Below are 16,134 nucleotides of genomic sequence, written 5' to 3' on the forward strand. Positions count from 1 at the left end.
CGATGGAGTCGTGTCGGGTCTGTTGCGTTCGGTGTGGGAGGAGCCCGCCCCGCCCGACGCGCCGCGGCGCGTGTGGCGGGACTGGCTGCTGCTCGCGGTCCTCGTGCCGGTGGCGCTCGTCGAGGGGCTCGTCCGGCCCGAGCTGGCCTGGCGACCTCTGTCGGTGGCCGTGGCGGTGGCGCTGACGGCCACGGTGCTGTGGCGCCGGACCCGACCGCTACCGATGGTCGCGCTCGCTTTCGGCACCTGCGCGGTGATTCCCCTGCTGACCGACCGGCATGCTCTTCAGCAGGACGTCCTGGTCTTCGTCCTGCTGCTGGTGTACGCGCTGTTCCGATGGGGTTCCGGGCGGGCGGCCGTGATCGGCGGCGTGATCGTTCTCGGCAAGCTGGGTCTGTGGGTTGCCGCCGGTCAGGCCGGTCCCGCGGACACGGTCGCCGCCTTCGTCGTGCTGTTCGCGGCCGCCACGCTGGGCAGCAGCGTGCGGTACCGGGCGCGGGCCCGGCAGCGCGAGCTGGACCAGGTCACGCTGCTCGAACGGGAACGACTCGCCCGCGACCTGCACGACACCGTCGCGCACCACGTGTCGGCGATGGCGATCCGGGCCCAGGCCGGGCTCGCCGTGGCGGCCACCCGTCCGCAGGCGGCGATCGAGGCGTTGCACCTCATCGAGGCCGAGGCGTCGCGGGCACTGGCCGAGATGCGCGGCCTCGTCCGGGTGCTGCGGACCGACGAACCGGCGGCGCTGTCGCCCGCGCCACGCATCGCCGACCTGGCCCGGTTCGCAGCGGAGGCACCGGACGGCCCGGCTGTGGAGGTGCAGATAGTCGGAGACGCCGACGGCATCACCCCGTCCGTGGACCGCACGGTCTACCGGCTCGTCCAGGAGTCGGTCACCAACGCCCGCCGGCACGCACGGCACGCGACCCGCATCCGGGTACGCGTCGAGGTGGACGACGCCTCGGTACGACTGCGTGTCAGCGACGACGGCGAGAGCCCCGCCGGACCACCGTCCGGATCCGGGTACGGGCTCGCCGGGATGGTCGAACGCGCGGCGCTGCTCGGTGGCAGTTGTGCCGCCGGACCCGGTCCCGAGCAGGGGTGGATCGTCGACGCGGTCCTGCCTCGGGCCGGGGTACCCGCGTGACCCGGCCGGCGGCCGGAGGACCGGACCCGTCCGCCGCCGACGGCCACCGGCGGATCAGGGTGGTCGTCGCCGACGATCAGGAGATCATCCGGAGTGGACTCACGATGATCCTCGACGCCCAGCCGGGCATCGAGGTCGTCGGCACGGCCGCCGACGGTCACCACGCCGTCGAGATGGCCCGGCGGATGCGTCCCGACGTGTGCCTGTTCGACATCCGGATGCCCGGTGTGGACGGCATCGAGGCGACCCGCCGGCTCGCCGGGCCCCGAGTCGCAGATCCACTCGCCGTCGTCGTCATCACCACCTTCGACCTCGACGAGTACGTCTACGCCGCGCTGCGCGCCGGAGCCCGGGGCTTCCTGCTCAAGGACGCCGGCACGGCGCTGCTGGCCCAGGCGGTGCGCGCCGCGGCCGACGGTGACGCGCTCATCGCGCCCAGCGTCACCACCCGCCTGTTGCGCGCCTTCGCCGACGCCGGACCGGCCGCGCCACCCCGACAACCGGTGGACCGGCTCACCGAACGGGAGGAGCAGATCCTCACGGCGGTGGCCCGGGGACGGACCAACAGCGAGATCGCGGGCGAGTTCCACGTCAGTCTCAGCACGGTGAAGACGCACGTGGCGAGCCTGATGGCCAAGCTCGGCGCCCGGAACCGGGTCGAGATCGCCATCTGGGCGTACGAGACGCACCGGGTACGCGGCCGGTAGCTCCCTGGCTCCTCCCGCCGACACACGACCGCCGTAAGGACGAGCCGGGGCTCCCTCCGAGGACCGACGGGGCCCGAGCCCATGCACCGATGAGTGCACACCGTCGCGCGCCGAGCATCGGGTCATGTCCACGAACCGCTTCCTCCGCAGACACGAGTGGGCGATACCCACCGGCCTGATCCTGCTCGCCCTCGTCCCGGTGGTCGCCGGGGTCGTCCGGACCGTCGAGCTGTCGAGCCATCCGACCGTGACGCCGGCCAACGCCCGATTCGTCGCCGACCCCGCGCCGGTGCTGGTGCACATCGTCACGGCGAGCCTGTACTGCCTGCTGGGCGCCTTCCAGTTCATGCCCGGCTTCCGACGTCGGAGACCGGGATGGCACCGCGTCGCGGGTCGGCTGCTGGTACCGGCCGGTCTCCTCGCCGCGCTCTCCGGCATGTGGATGGCCGCGTTCTATCCCCTCCTGCCCATCGACGGTGCGTTCCTCATCGGCCTGCGGCTCCTGTTCGGCGGGGCGATGGCCGGGTGCGTCGTCCTCGGTCTCCGCGCGATCCTGCGGCGCGACGTCAGCCGGCACCGGGCGTGGATGATCCGTGGGTACGCCATCGGTCAGGGGGCCGGCACCCAGTTCCTGACCCACCTGCCGTGGCTCGTGGCCGCCGAACCACCGGGCGAGCTGACCCGGGCGTTGCTGCACGCCGCCGGCTGGTTGATCAACCTGGCGGTGGCCGAACGGATCATCCGCGCCGGAGCGGCGGGACCGCTGTTACCCGCGCCGACCGTCTCGCGCCAGGGCCGGACGCGAACGGGCGAGACGCGCCGGGGCCGAACGGAGACGGGCCGAACGTGAGCGGACCGGCCCGCCGGGCGGGCGAGACGCGGACGGGCGAGACACGGACAGGCCAAACGCGGACAGACCAAACGCCGACGGGCCGGACCTGGACGGGCCGGGCGCGAACGGGTGGCGGGCGGAGACCGCTGCTGAGGTCGAGCCGCCGGGTCAGGCCATGGACTTCGCGCCGTCGATCGCCTCCCGGATGATGTCGGCGTGCCCGGCGTGCTGCGACGTCTCGGCGATGACGTGCAGCAGCACCCGTCGGGCCGACCAGCGGGCACCCGGCTCGAACCAGGGCGCCTCGGGCAGCGGCTGGCTCGCATCCAGGTCGGGCAGGCTCCGGATCAGCTCGTCGGTGCGGGCCGCGACCTCGTCGTACGTGCTGAGCACCCCGGCCAGGGTCTCGCCCGGCAGCAGCCGGAACGACTGCGCGTGGCGCTCCTGGGCGGCGGGGTCGTCGTGGTCCGGTGTCTCGGCCGGACCGTCGACGATGAAGTCGGCCCAACCTCGTTCGACCTCCGCGACGTGCTTGATCAGACCGCCGACGCAGAGCGCGCTGACCGTGCTGCACGTCGTCGCCTGTTCGTCGGTCAACTCCCGCGCGGCGCCGCGCAGGAAGAAGCGTTGCTGACGCAGTGCCTGCAGCAGATCCGCGCGCTCGGGTGACAGGCTGCTCTCGGTCATGGCTGGTCCCTTCGTCGGCGTCCACCCGACGCTATCGGTGACCACCGACAACTCCCGGGACGTCGCACGGGCGGGACCACGACCCGGCTACCGGCTGCCGGTCAACACCTCGCGCATCCGGTTGATCTCGACGCCCTGTTCGACGACGACGCCGCTGGCGAACTCGTTGATGATGATGTCGGTGCCGAGTGTGAGGACCTCGTTCGCCATCGCGATGGCGCCCTGGTGATGGTCGGTCATCATCGCCACGAACATCCGGTCGAAGTCGGCGCCCCGGGCCGCGGTCAGGCGGTTCAGCGCATCCGCCGTCTGCATGCCGGCCATCTCGTGCCGGTGCCCGTCGCCCGAGTTGCGGTCCAGGCCACGGTCGGTCAACCAACTCTCCAGGGTCTTGATCTCCGGGTCCTGAGCGGCCAGGATGCGGTCCGCGATGATCTTCAAGTTCGGGTTCTCGGCCCGGTCACCGACCAGTTTGGCCATCACCAGGGCCTGCTCGTGGTGCGGGATCATCATCGTGACGAAGCGGGTGTCGGCGTTGTTGTGCGGCGGCCGGGCCATCGGTGACATCTCGTTCGCCGCCAGGGTCTTCGCCGGTTCACCGGGTCCGCCCGGCATCAGCACCGGAGCGGTGGCGTCCGGGATGCCGGGCAGGTCGAGCGGCGCGGGCTCGTTCGTCTGCGCCGTCGGCGCGGGCCCACTGTCCGGCCACGACACCGCCACCGCGATCCCGACGGCCAGCACCGCGAGTACGGCCAACTCGATCAGCACAAGCTTGCGGGACTGTCGCAGCAGCCCACGAATCCGCACACCTAGCACAACCCGACTCCCGCCGTTCACCGTTGGCCGGGATGGTAGCGCGGGCCTGAGCTGCGACGGGAGGCCCACGATCGACAGAACGATCGTTTAGCCCCACCTGCGCCAGTTTGCGTCGAGACATCGGCGGTCGTGTTGCTAAACCGTGACCACATGGCCGACGATCGAGCACCACCACAGGGTTAACCTCCGCTAACCCTGCTCATCCTTGACGAAGGGTGTTCCTACATGTTCAAACCGACCCCACGAGGGAACCGGAGGCTGGCGATCAGCCTGGCCGCCACAGGTGCCCTTCTCGTCGCGGGTGTCGCGGTGGCGCCGTCGAGCAGCGCCGCCGAGACCGCCGCGAACACCATCCCGGCCGTCGACGAGATCGTCAGCAGCCCCAACCTCACCCAGATCGCCAACGTCCCGAAGTTCGGCGGGTTCGCCAGCGAGGCCGCGTACAACTCGGACCTGGCGTTCCAGGACAACCACGTCATCGCCGGCAACTACAACGGGTTCAGCATCTTCGACGTCAGCAACCCGGCCTCACCGCAGGTGGTCAGCCAGGTCGTCTGCGTCGGAGCGCAGGGTGACCCGTCGGTCTACGGGAACCTGCTGTTCCTTGCGGTCGACTCGCCCCGCAGCGACGACTCGTGCAGCAGCAGCGCCGGTTCGGTGGCCCAGGAGAGCGCCTGGGAAGGCGTCCGGATCTTCGACATCAGCGACAAGGCGAACCCGCGCTACATCAAGTCGGTCCGCACCGACTGCGGTTCGCACACCCTGACGCTGGTGCCGAGCAAGGACGACACGAGCGTCTACGTGTACGTCCAGTCGTACAGCCCGTCGAACAACGCGTTCTACTGCAAGCCGCCGCACGACAAGATCTCCATCATCGACGTGCCGCTGGCGAACCCCACCAGCGCCTCCGTGGTCGCCACCCCGGTCCTCTTCCCGGACGGCGGCAACACCAACACCAGCGGATGCCACGACATCACCGCCTACCCGGACCTGGACCTGGCCGCCGGCGCCTGCATGGGTGACGGCGTCCTGATGGACATCTCCGACCCGGTGAACCCGGTGGTCCTGAGCCAGGTGCGCGACACCAACTTCGCGTTCTGGCACTCGGCCACGTTCAACAACGCCGGCACCAAGGTCGTCTTCACCGACGAACTCGGCGGCGGCAGCGGCGCCATCTGCACCCCGGCCTACCGGACCAACCAGGGTGCGAACGCGCTGTACGACATCGTCGGCTCCGGCGCCGACCGTCGACTGGTCTTCAAGAGCTACTTCAAGATCCCGAGGGAGAACAGCGCCCTCGAGAACTGCGTGGCGCACAACGGCTCGCTGATCCCGGCGATGGGCCGCGACATCATGGTCCAGGCGTGGTACCAGGGCGGCATCTCGGTCATCGACTTCACCGACTCGGCCAACCCGGTCGAGATCGCCTTCTGGGAGCGGGGCCCGCTGTCGGACACCCGCCGGATCCTCGGCGGATCCTGGTCGACGTATTACCACAACGGTTACATCTACTCCAACGACATCCAGAAGGGACTCGACGTCCTCAAGCTGGACGACCCGCTGACGAACAACGCCCGCGCGGTCGTGGCCTTCGACGAGCTGAACGTGCAGACCCAGCCCAGCTACCCGGAGTGCACCACCGTCCTGCGCGGTCGGCACAACGGCAGCATGACCATCTCCTCCGGCATCACCTGCATGGACGGGGTCACCCAGAACGGCGCCATCAAGGTCAACCCGGGTGCCGGTCTGATCGTGTTCAACTCGAACCTGAACGGCGCGATCCACGCGCACAACGCCTCGGTGGTCTCGATCGTGGAGAGCCGGGTCAACGGTTCGGTGAACGCCGTCGGCGCGACCATCCGTGACACCAAGGTCAACGGGTCGGTGCGGACGAGCTGATCCGCACACCCCGTAGACAGCACCACCTCCGGCCCGGCGGTCCCCGCCGGGCCGGAGCCCGTCCCACCCCGGGGACGTCGGGTGACCTGCCGGGACGTGGCTGTCGGAGCGGCCTGTTACGGTCTCGCCGCTATCGCGGTCAGGTCGGAGGTCTCAGAGTGTTCAGAACGCACGCGTCGTCGTTCGCCGGTCTTCCGGTGCTCCCGTTCACCCCGGGGATGGAGGTGCCGGCCGATCCGTCGGCGGTGGCCTGGCGGCTCGAGGTGGGGGATCTCGACGACGAGCCGGAGCCCGAGGAGTTCGTCGCGCTGGTCGAGGCGATGCTCAAGGAGGTTCCGGCCGATTCGGTCCGCGCCGTCGTCATCGGCGAGTGGGGCATGGCGTACGAACGGCCGCTTCCGGTCGACCTCCTGGTGAACGCGGCGTCGCAGTGGACCGGGCTCCGGGCGATCTTCCTCGCCGACCTGGTCTCCGAGCAGTGCGAGCTCTCCTGGCTGACCCACGACGACATCACCGCACTGCTCACGGCCTACCCGCAGCTGGAGACGCTGTGGGTGCGCGGCGGCGAGGGCCTGCGGCTCGACGCCACCCGGCACGTCGGCCTGCGGGAGCTGCGGTTCGAGTCCGGTGGCCTGCCCGGCACGGTGGTGCGGGCGGTCGGTGAGTGCGACCTGCCGAATCTGGAGCTGCTGGAGATGTGGCTGGGTCGATCGGACTACGGCGGGGACGCGACCGTCGACGACCTCGCCCCGCTGCTCGCCGGCGCCGGACTGCCGGCACTGCGACGGCTCGGCCTGCGCAACGCCGACATCGCCGACGTGGTCGCCGGGGCGGTCGCCACCGCACCGGTGGTGCCCCGGCTCTCGGTGCTCGACCTGTCGATGGGCAACCTCACCGACGACGGGCTCGCGGCGCTCCTGGCCGGGCAGTCGCTGACCCACCTGGCCGAGCTCGACCTGCACCACCACTATCTGTCCGAGCAGGCACAGCAACGTGCCGTGGCGGCCCTGCCCGGCGTGCGCGTGGACGTGTCCGAGGGGCGGACCCCGGACGTGTACAGCGGCCGGACCTACCGCTTCACCGCGGTCGGGGAGTGATCGGGCATGACGTTCTCTTCGCACCTCGCTGAGTTCGCCGACCGTCCGGTGGTCGAGTTTCCGCTGGAGGGGCCGCTGCCGACCGTGACCGGCCCGGTCTCGTGGCGCGTCACCCGTCCGGAGTTCGACGACGACCAGGAAGACGCGCTCTCCGAGGAGTTCGCCGCCACCTTCGAGCGGTTCGTCGCGCAGCTCGGCGAGACGGTGGAGTCGCTGGTCATCGGCGCCTGGGGGTACGCGGCCTTCAACCCCGCGCCGATCGCACAGATCTGCGCGGCAGCCGATCGACTGCCAGCCCTGCGGGCCCTGTTCCTCGGGGACATGACCTTCGAGGAGTGCGAGGTCTCCTGGATGAAGGTCGGTGACGTCAGTCCGCTGCTGACCGCGTACCCGGAGTTGGAGGTGCTCTGGGTACGCGGGGGCGAGGAGTTCGACTTCTCCCCCGTCCAGCACGCCAACCTGCGCGAGTTGGTGGTGCAGAGCGGCGGGCTGTCCCGCGAGTTCGTCGGCGCCGTGCTCGACTCCGACCTGCCCGAGCTGGCCGACCTCGAACTGTGGCTCGGCACCGACGACTACGGCGGCACCACCGAGATGGGGGACCTCGCCCCGCTTCTGGCCGACGAGCTCTTTCCGGCGCTGCGCCGGCTGGGTCTGTGCAACGCGATGATCACCGACGACGTCGCGAAGGCCCTGGCGACCGCGCCCGTGGTGCGCCGCCTGGAGGTGCTGGACCTGTCCCACGGCACGCTGAGCGACGAGGGGGCGGCGGCGCTGCTCGCCGGTCAGCCCCTGACCCACCTGACGGTGCTGGACCTGCACCACCACTACCTCTCCGAGGAGGTCGCCGGTTCCGTGGTCGCCGCTCTGCCGGACGTCCGGGTAAACGTCTCCGACCCGCAGGAGGCGGAGGAGGACGACGGCGAGAGCTACCGCTACGTCGCGGTGTCGGAGTGACATGCGGTTGACCGTGGTCGGTAATCCCGGCAACCGTCGGGTGTCGATGTTCAGCGACGCGGTGCTGGCCGCCGGCCTGCCCCGCCCCGAGGTGCTGCCCTGGTGCGACGTGCTGACCGGGGCGGCACCGCCACCGGCCGGCACGCTCGTGCGGGTGGACTCGCCCGGGGAGGACGCCCGGGTCGACCGGTTGCTACGCCGGTCGGCCACCGTCGCCCGGCACGGCGAACTGGTCGGCCTCGCCGACGCGTACGCCGGTCTGGTGGACGGCATGGCCCGGGTGGCCGCCGGTGGCGCGACCCTGCTCAACCCGCCGGAGGACGTCGCGGTGCTCTGTGACAAGCGGCGCTGCCACGCGCGCCTGGCGGCGGCCGGTGTGCCGGTGCCGGACGCGCTGCCGCAGGTCGGCGGCTACGCCGAGCTGCGGTCGGCGATGGCGCAGGCCGGTTGGGGTCGGGTGTTCGTCAAGCCGGCGCACGGCTCCTCGGCCGCCGGGGTCATCGCGTTGGCGGTCGGCACCGGTCGGGTACAGGCGGTGACCACGATCGAGCACACGCCCGAGGCGCTGTTCAACTCGTTGCGGCTGCGCCGCTACACCGACGAGGCGGAGGTCGCCGCCATCGTCGACCGGCTCGCGCCGGAGGGTCTGCACGTGGAGCGGTGGCTGCCCAAGACCGGGATCGGTGACCGGGTGGTCGACCTGCGGGTGCTGGTGATCGCCGGTCGACCACACCAGGTGGTGGTGCGGTCGGCGCGGGGGCCGCTGACCAACCTGCATCTCGGCAACGCACGCGGTGATCTCGACGAGGTGCGGCGGGCGGCCGGGGCCCGGCAGTGGTCGGCGGCGATGGAGACGTGCGAGCGGGTCGCCGCCTGCTTCCCCGACTCGCTGCACGTCGGCGTGGACCTGATGTTCCTGCTGGGATGGCGGCGGCACGCGGTGGCCGAGGTCAACGCCTTCGGTGACCTGCTGCCCGGGGTGCTGGTCGACGGGCGGGACAGCTACGCCGCCCAGGTGCACGCCCTGACCGAGGGCGGATGGCGTCCCGGGCAGGCACGCACGGTCCCGCCGGAGGTGGTCGGGTGCGGAGCCTGATCGGGAGCCACGACCTACTGCTGGTCACCCTCGACACGCTGCGCTACGACGTGGCGTCCGAGCTGGCGGCGGCGGGCCGGACACCGCACCTGACGCGGGCGCTGCCGGGCGGCCGGTGGGAACGCCGGCACTCCCCGGCCAGCTTCACCTACGCCGCGCACCACGCCTTCTTCGCCGGGTTCCTGCCCACGCCGGTGCCCCCGGGTCGACACGAACGGCTGTACGCGGCGGCCTTCCCAGGCAGCGAGACCTCCGGTGCCGACACGTGGGTGTTCGACGCCCCGGACCTGCCGACCGCCCTCGCCGACGTCGGCTACCACACACTCTGCCTGGGCGGCGTCGGCTTCTTCAACCTGCGGAGCCCGCTCGGGGCGGTCCTGCCGGGGTTGTTCCGCGAGGCGCACTGGGAGCCGGAGTTCGGCGTCACGTCGCCCACCTGCGTGGACGCCCAACTCGACCGGCTGGCGGCGGTGGTGGCCGACGTGCCGCCGACCCGGCCGCTGTTCACCTTCCTCAACGTGGCCGCCCTGCACCAGCCGAACCGGCACCACCTGGCCGGCGCGCAGGACGACGACCTGTCCAGCCACGCCGCCGCCCTGGAGTACGTGGACGGCCGGATGGAGCGGCTGTTCGGCCTGGTCAGCGGCCGAGGGCGGCCGGTTTTCACGATCATCTGCTCCGACCACGGCACTGCGTACGGCGAGGACGGGCACACCGGCCACCGGTTCGGCCACGACGTGGTGTGGACCGTCCCGTACGCGCACTTCACCCTGCACCCTGGAGAATGGTGACCAGCACCGACGTGGGCCTGGACGGTTCGCCGTACCAGCAGTACCTCTACGCCTACCCGCACAAGACCTCGTACCGCGCGTTGCGCCCCCGTCCGTCGTTGACCGACGTGTGGCGGGAACAGGCACGCGACGCCCTCTTCCTCTATCTGCACGTGCCGTTCTGCGAGATGCGCTGCGGGTTCTGCAACCTGTTCACCCGGGCCAACGCGCCCGCCGAGCAGGTCACCGCCTACCTGCGGCAGCTTCGTCGGCAGGCCGAGCAGATCGCCGAGGCGCTCGGCGGCTCGACCGGGTACGCCCGTGCGGCCTTCGGCGGCGGGACCCCCACCTATCTGACCGCCGACGAGCTGACCGAGCTGTTCGGCATCGCCACCACGATCCTCGGGGCGCGGCTGCCCGGCGTACCGCTGTCGGTGGAGACCTCGCCGGCCACCGCGACGCCGGACCGGCTCGCGGTGCTGGCCGCGTTCGGCACCACCCGGGTCAGCATCGGGGTGCAGAGCTTCCTCGACGTCGAGGCCCGTGCCGCCGGTCGACCGCAGCGGCGCGAGGAGGTGGAGGCGGCGCTGGCGGCGATCCGCGACGCCCGCGTCCCGGTGCTCAACATCGACCTGATCTACGGCATCGACGGGCAGACGGCCGACACCTGGCGGGAGAGCCTCGACGCGGCGCTGGCGTGGCGTCCCGAGGAGTTGTACCTCTACCCGCTCTACGTCCGGCCGCTCACCGGGCTGGGCCGACGCACGCACGCCCGCGCGGACTGGGACGCGCAGCGCCTCGCGCTCTACCGGCAGGCCGTGGAGACGCTCGGCGCGGCCGGCTACCGGCAGGAGTCGATGCGCCAGTTCCGTCGGGCCGACGTGCCGGCTCCGGACGGCCCCGACTACTGCTGCCAGGACGACGGGATGGTCGGCCTGGGCTGCGGTGCCCGCTCGTACACCACCGCGTTGCACTACTCCTTCGACTACGCGGTCAGCGTCTCGCAGGTGCGTGCGGTGCTCGACGACTACCTGGCCCGACCGGCCGACGACTTCCGGTACGCCGAGTTCGGGTACCACCTCGACGGCACCGAGCAGCGCCGTCGGTGGCTGCTGAAGTCGCTGCTGCGGGTCGACGGGGTCGACCCGGACGCCTACCTGGCCCGGTTCGGTCGCCTGCCGGGCGAGGACTTCCCGCAGCTCGACCGGCTGGTCGAGCGGGGCTGGGCCACCGACGGCGGGCTCCGGCTCACCCCCTCGGGCCTGGCCCGGTCGGACGCCGTCGGCCCCTGGTTGACCTCCGCCGAGGTGCAGCACGCGATGGCCGGGTACGTGCCGCGATGAACCTGGCGATCCTCTACCGTGGCCCGCTGGCGAGCTGCAACTACGACTGTCCGTACTGCCCCTTCGCCAAGCGTCGGGACCCGCCGGAGCTGCTCCGCGCCGACCGGGAGGCGTTGGCGCGGTTCACCGACTGGGTGACCGCGACCACCGACGTACGGCTGTCGGTGCTGTTCACGCCCTGGGGGGAGGGGCTGACCCGACGCTGGTACCGGGACGCGATGGTGTCGCTGTCCCATCTGCCGCACGTGGAGCGGGTGGTCATCCAGACCAACCTGGCGGCCCGGGTGGACTGGCTCGCCGACGCCGATCCGCGCGCCGCCGCGCTCTGGACCACGTACCACCCCGGGCAGGTCACCCGGGAGCGGTTCCTGAGGCGGTGTGCCCGCCTGGCCGAGCTGGGTGTCCGGTACTCGGTCGGGGTGGTCGGCCTACCCGAGCACCTGGCCGAGGCGCGGGCGCTGCGGGCCCTGCTGCCCGACGAGGTCTACCTCTGGGTCAACGCCGCCGAGGGGCGGCGCTACGACGCCGCCGAGGAGGCGACGTGGACGGAGGTGGACCCGCACTTCGGCTACAGCGTGCGCCCGCACGTGTCCCTGGACCGGCCCTGCCACGCCGGGGAGACCGCCGTCTCCGTGCTCGGCGACGGCACGGTCCGCCGCTGCCACTTCATCGACACGCCGATCGGCAACCTGTACGACGGATCCTGGCGGGCCGCGTTGACGCCCCGGCCGTGCAGCAACGCGATCTGCGACTGCCACATCGGCTACGTCCACCTCAAGCCGTTGGGGTTGCGGGACGTCTTCGCGGGCGGGGTGCTGGAACGCATTCCGGCAGGCTGGCCGGGAAGGCGGGTCGGGGCGCTCTGACCAGGAGCGACCCGGGTCGGCGGTGGACCTGCGGTCAGGGCCGGGACGCCATGCGGCGGGCCAGCTCGGCCGCCCGGTACGCCGCGACCCGACGTGCCTGCCCCGCCACGAAACGCCGTAGCGGCAGTGGGGCGTCGGCGGTGACCGACTCCCGGATCCGCGTACCGCCGGCCTCGGGCGTCAGGTCGACCACCGCGCGCAGGCGGACCCACCCCGGGCTCCGCACGTCGCTGATGATCTGGCGTCCGGGACGGGTCGCCACCATCCGTACCCGGATGGGGTTGTCCCAGCGCAGCGGACCGACCATCCGGAACCGTTCGACGGCGACGTAGTCGGTGACCGGGCGGCCGTCGGCGTCCTGGCCGGTGCGCACGTCCGTGACCGCCACGATCAGCGGCGACAGGCCGACATAGCTGTGCGGGTCGGTCAGGTGGCGGTAGACCTCGTCCGGCGACGACGCGACGACGCCGACCGTCTCGAACGCAATCGACGCTGTCCGATCACCGGGCACGCCTCATCCTGCCACGTCCTCACCGGCTGCCGTGGCGCAGGATCCGGTCGGGAAGCACGGACCGGTCGAGGTGCGGACGACTGGCATACTCGACCCGGCCAGGGTGGGGACCGGACAGTGTGGTGGTCAGGTGCAGTTCCGCATGTTGGGACCGCTGGAGGCCGTCCGGGACGGGCACACCGTGCCGCTCGGAGGGCCGAAGCAGCGGGCGCTGCTCGCGCTCTTCCTGCTGCGCCCGAACCGGTTCGTCGCCGCTGACTGGCTGGTCGACGCGCTCTGGGACGGCCGACCGCCGGCCAGCGGCGAGATGACGCTCCGGACCTATGTGGCCGGGCTACGCCGTGCGGTCGAGCCCCAGCGCAGCCACCGCGAGCCGGCCCGCATCCTGCGCAGCCACCCCAGAGGGTACGAGCTGCGCGTCGAGCCGGAGGAGATCGACGCGGTCCGGTTCCACCGTCTGGCGGCGTACGCGGGGCAGGCGCTCGCGGCGGGCGACGCCGTCTCGGCCGAACGGGGCTACACCGAGGCACTGGCACTCTGGCGGGGTGAGCCGTTGACCGGTGCGGCCGAGCTGACGGCGGTGCGTCCCGAGGCCGCCCGCCTGACCGAGGCACGCCTCGGTGCCGAGGAGGGACGGTTCACCGCCGCGGTGGCGGCGGGACGCCATGGCGCCGTACTCGCCGAGTTGCGACACTTCGTGGCCGCGAACCCGGTACGCGAGACCGCCCGCGCCCAGTTGATGCTCGCGCTCTACCGGTCCGGACGGCAGACCGAGGCGCTGGCCGCCTTCGACGAGGGCCGCCGGGTGCTGGCCGGCGAGTACGGGATCGACCCCGGCGCGGAGCTACGCGGGCTGCACGGCCGGATCCTGACCCAGTCCGTGCCGCCGCCGACGGCCACGCCGGTCACCAATGTCGCGCAGGACCGCCCAGTGACCGTGGGGACCGACCCGACCATGTCCGCTCCGGCCGACCGGCCCGGACCGGCTCACCCGGTGACCGGCGGGGGCGGCCCGGCTCCGGCGACGCTGACGGACTCCCTGGTCGGCCGGGACGTCGAGCTGACCGGGCTGCTGGCGGCGCTGACGGACGCGACCGGCGGTGGTGGCCGGGTCGCCGTCGTGGTGGGTGAGCCGGGAATCGGCAAGACCACGCTCGCCGCCGCGCTCGACGCGCACGCCGGGGCGCGGGGCGTACCGGTGGTGTGGGGTCGCTGCCCCGACGTCGGGCAGGCACCGCCGTTCTGGCTGTGGAACCAGGTGGTGCGGACACTCGCCGCGATGCCGCAGGCGGGCGCGACCGGGTCGGCGCGCCGACTGGACGGCTTCGCGGCCGGACCGGCGCAGGGGTCGACCGGCGACGCGGCACCCGACCCGACTGCGCGGTTTCGCGCGTACGAGGCGGTGGCGGACCTGGTCCAGACGGTCGCCGCAGCGGCCGGACTGCTGGTGGTGCTGGACGACCTGCACGCCGCCGACCCGGACTCGCTGCTGTTGTTGCGGTTCCTCGCCACGACCGTGGCCGACGCCCGGGTCCTCGTGCTGGCGACGATGCGCCCCTACGAGCACCACCCGGCGCTGGTGGCGACGGTGGCCGACCTGGCTCGTGGCGCGGACTTCCGTCACCTGCGGCTGGCCGGGCTGACCGACACCGACGTGGCCACCCTGGTCCGCCGACGCACCGGCACGCCCCCGCACCGGCAGGTGGCGGCGCGCCTGGCCACCCGGACCGGAGGCAACCCGTTCTTCATCACCGAGCTGCTGCGTGCCGGCACCGACCCGACCGACGCGGACCTGCCGCCGAGTGTCCGGGACACCGTCCGACTACGTCTCGGTGACCTGCCCGACGCGGCCCGCGACTGCCTGGAGCTGCTCGGCGTGGCCGGGCACGACCTGGACACGCAGACGATGGCGACGGTCCTGGAGGTGTCGGCGACGCGGATCGCCGAGGGGCTGACGGCGGCGTACGCGGCGGCGCTGGTCGCCGAGGCGGGGCCGGGCGCGGTGCGGTTCCGGCATCCGCTCTTCGCCGAGGTGGCGTACGCGCAGGTGCCGCCGCCACGACGTGCCGCCCTGCACGCCCGGCTGGCCCTGGCGTACCAGCGGGTCGGCGGTGTGGCCCCGGCCGAGCTGGCCCACCACTTCGGGCAGGCGATCGGACTCGGGCACGGCGAGGACCATCTGCGCTGGTCGCTGGCGGCGGCCGACGACGCGACGCGGCGGTTCGCGTACGAGGACGCGCTGGGGCACCTGGACCGGGCGGCCCGGCGCCTGTCGCCGCTCGCGGGCACCTCGCCGTCGGCGGCGGCCACCGAACTCGCCGTCCAGTTGCACCGGGCCGCCCTGTTGCAGATGACGGTCGGCGTCGGTGCCGACGCCGTCGACGAGGTCTGTGCCCGCGCCCGGGAGTTGCTGGCTCTGGTCGATCCGGAGACCGACGTGCGCCCGGCGTTGTGGGCGCTGGGCGAGCTGGCCGCCAACCAGGCCGACTACCCCGGCTGCGTCGAGCTGGCCGAGCGGCTGGTCCGGGCCGACGACGGCACCGGGCTGATCGCCGCTGCCGGCGAGTACCTGCGCGGGGTGGTCGGCTACTTCACCGGCGCGCTGGTCGAGGCCGACCGGCGACTCACCGCCGCCGTCGATCGGTTGTGCTCGGTCGACCCGGATCTGCTGGGCCGCCAGGTCGGCCGGCTGCCGGTGTTGGCCGCGTACAACTTCCGGGCTCTGGTCCGCTCGTTGCGCGGGGCGGCCGAGGACGCCCGGCGGGACATCGCCGAGGCGGAGCGGTTGGCCGAGCGGCTCGCCGACCCGTACGGGCGGGCGAACGCGGCACTCTTCGCGGCCTGGATGGGCATGCAGGAACGGGACGTGGCGACGGTCCGCGCGGCGGCGCACCGGTGCCGCGAGATCGGTGCCGCCAACGGGATGCCGCACTTCGTGACCACAGGCGGCTTCTTCCTGGAGTGGGCGGCGGCGCGGGGCGGCGAACACGACCGGCTGCCGGCGATGCGGGCCGCTGCGGAGGGCATCTACCGGCCCGGACTGCGGGCCACCCGCACCGTCACGTACAGCGCGATGGCCGAGGCGTACCTGGCGGCGGGTGACGCGTCGACGGCGGCGGAGCTGGCCGACGAGGGCCTGTCGGTGGCGGACCGCCTGGGCGAGTCGGTCCTCGCGCCGGAGCTGCTCCGCATCCGTGGCATCGCCCGCCGCGACCCCACCGCACTCACCACCGGCGCCCACCTGGCCACCATCCAGGGCAGCACCCTCCTCCGCTCCCGCTTCCCCCACCCCTGACCAACCCGACCCACCAAGACCACCACGCCAGATCCCACCAGGCCAACCCGACCCACCCAGACCACCACGCCAGATCCCCACCAGGCCAACCCGACCCACCCAGACCAACCACGT

Annotated in this window: 13 protein-coding genes and 1 pseudogene; 11 read left to right on the top strand and 3 right to left on the bottom strand. The window is 72.4% G+C overall.

Features of this window, described 5'->3' with window-relative positions; all coding sequences use genetic code 11:
• The first annotated feature begins 10 nt into the window (after positions 1-10).
• From ACFYTT_RS22190 to ACFYTT_RS22200, 3 genes are all read left to right on the top strand, one after another.
• Positions 11-1,147, top strand: coding sequence for a sensor histidine kinase (locus ACFYTT_RS22190; RefSeq protein WP_387261733.1), 1,137 nt, complete (start codon positions 11-13; stop codon positions 1,145-1,147).
• Between the two features lie 104 nt (positions 1,148-1,251).
• Positions 1,252-1,854: a response regulator transcription factor gene (locus ACFYTT_RS22195; protein WP_201272358.1), complete on the top strand. Its 603-nt coding sequence runs from the start codon at positions 1,252-1,254 to the stop codon at positions 1,852-1,854.
• Between the two features lie 124 nt (positions 1,855-1,978).
• A complete protein-coding gene (locus ACFYTT_RS22200; RefSeq protein WP_387261736.1) occupies positions 1,979-2,704 on the top strand; it encodes a DUF2306 domain-containing protein in 726 nt (241 codons plus the stop codon).
• A gap of 150 nt (positions 2,705-2,854) precedes the next feature.
• On the opposite strand, the gene ACFYTT_RS22205 is transcribed toward ACFYTT_RS22200, so the two are convergent.
• Entirely contained in the window at positions 2,855-3,373 is a 519-nt protein-coding gene (locus ACFYTT_RS22205) for a DinB family protein (protein WP_387261739.1), read from the bottom strand.
• An 87-nt stretch (positions 3,374-3,460) separates the two neighbouring features.
• Entirely contained in the window at positions 3,461-4,180 is a 720-nt protein-coding gene (locus ACFYTT_RS22210) for a DUF305 domain-containing protein (RefSeq protein WP_176093997.1), read from the bottom strand.
• Between the two features lie 234 nt (positions 4,181-4,414).
• Between ACFYTT_RS22210 and ACFYTT_RS22215 the strand changes: the two are divergent.
• From ACFYTT_RS22215 to ACFYTT_RS22245, 7 genes and pseudogenes are all read left to right on the top strand, one after another.
• Positions 4,415-5,806, top strand: a pseudogene (locus ACFYTT_RS22215) (LVIVD repeat-containing protein); the annotation flags it as partial.
• Between the two features lie 440 nt (positions 5,807-6,246).
• On the top strand, positions 6,247-7,185 hold the full coding sequence (locus ACFYTT_RS22220) for an STM4015 family protein (protein WP_387261742.1): 939 nt from the start codon (positions 6,247-6,249) through the stop codon (positions 7,183-7,185).
• Positions 7,186-7,191: 6 nt separating this feature from the next.
• The gene (locus ACFYTT_RS22225; RefSeq protein ID WP_387261745.1) at positions 7,192-8,139 is read left to right on the top strand and encodes an STM4015 family protein; all 948 of its coding nucleotides are present in this window, start codon (positions 7,192-7,194) and stop codon (positions 8,137-8,139) included.
• 1 nt (position 8,140) lies between these two features.
• Complete coding sequence (locus ACFYTT_RS22230) at positions 8,141-9,235, top strand: STM4014 family protein (protein ID WP_387261748.1); 1,095 nt, start codon at positions 8,141-8,143, stop codon at positions 9,233-9,235.
• Positions 9,223-10,026: an STM4013/SEN3800 family hydrolase gene (locus ACFYTT_RS22235; protein ID WP_387261750.1), complete on the top strand. Its 804-nt coding sequence runs from the start codon at positions 9,223-9,225 to the stop codon at positions 10,024-10,026. The genes ACFYTT_RS22230 and ACFYTT_RS22235 overlap by 13 nt, the downstream gene beginning before the upstream one ends.
• The gene (locus ACFYTT_RS22240) at positions 10,023-11,348 is read left to right on the top strand and encodes an STM4012 family radical SAM protein (protein WP_201272357.1); all 1,326 of its coding nucleotides are present in this window, start codon (positions 10,023-10,025) and stop codon (positions 11,346-11,348) included. Before ACFYTT_RS22235 ends, ACFYTT_RS22240 begins: the two co-directional genes overlap by 4 nt.
• Positions 11,345-12,214, top strand: coding sequence for an STM4011 family radical SAM protein (locus tag ACFYTT_RS22245; protein ID WP_131052896.1), 870 nt, complete (start codon positions 11,345-11,347; stop codon positions 12,212-12,214). Before ACFYTT_RS22240 ends, ACFYTT_RS22245 begins: the two co-directional genes overlap by 4 nt.
• A 34-nt stretch (positions 12,215-12,248) precedes the next feature.
• On the opposite strand, the gene ACFYTT_RS22250 is transcribed toward ACFYTT_RS22245, so the two are convergent.
• Positions 12,249-12,725, bottom strand: a complete 477-nt coding sequence (locus tag ACFYTT_RS22250) for an SRPBCC family protein (RefSeq protein ID WP_176093991.1) — start codon at positions 12,723-12,725, stop codon at positions 12,249-12,251.
• A gap of 142 nt (positions 12,726-12,867) precedes the next feature.
• Between ACFYTT_RS22250 and ACFYTT_RS22255 the strand changes: the two genes are divergently transcribed.
• Positions 12,868-16,020: a BTAD domain-containing putative transcriptional regulator gene (locus tag ACFYTT_RS22255; protein WP_387261755.1), complete on the top strand. Its 3,153-nt coding sequence runs from the start codon at positions 12,868-12,870 to the stop codon at positions 16,018-16,020.
• Positions 16,021-16,134: the final 114 nt, after the last annotated feature.

The organism is Micromonospora sp. NPDC003816, from assembly GCF_042874705.1.
Lineage (GTDB): Bacteria > Actinomycetota > Actinomycetes > Mycobacteriales > Micromonosporaceae > Micromonospora.

Excerpts from the sequence above, each read along its gene's own strand:
- ACFYTT_RS22255 (WP_387261755.1), top strand. The coding sequence starts at position 12,868 with ATGTTGGGACCGCTGGAGGCCGTCCGGGACGGGCACACCGTGCCGCTC.
- ACFYTT_RS22200 (WP_387261736.1), top strand. The coding sequence starts at position 1,979 with ATGTCCACGAACCGCTTCCTCCGCAGACACGAGTGGGCGATACCCACC.
- ACFYTT_RS22205 (WP_387261739.1), bottom strand. The coding sequence starts at position 3,373 with ATGACCGAGAGCAGCCTGTCACCCGAGCGCGCGGATCTGCTGCAGGCA.
- ACFYTT_RS22225 (WP_387261745.1), top strand. The coding sequence starts at position 7,192 with ATGACGTTCTCTTCGCACCTCGCTGAGTTCGCCGACCGTCCGGTGGTC.
- ACFYTT_RS22230 (WP_387261748.1), top strand. The coding sequence starts at position 8,141 with ATGCGGTTGACCGTGGTCGGTAATCCCGGCAACCGTCGGGTGTCGATG.
- ACFYTT_RS22195 (WP_201272358.1), top strand. The coding sequence starts at position 1,252 with ATGATCCTCGACGCCCAGCCGGGCATCGAGGTCGTCGGCACGGCCGCC.
- ACFYTT_RS22245 (WP_131052896.1), top strand. The coding sequence starts at position 11,345 with ATGAACCTGGCGATCCTCTACCGTGGCCCGCTGGCGAGCTGCAACTAC.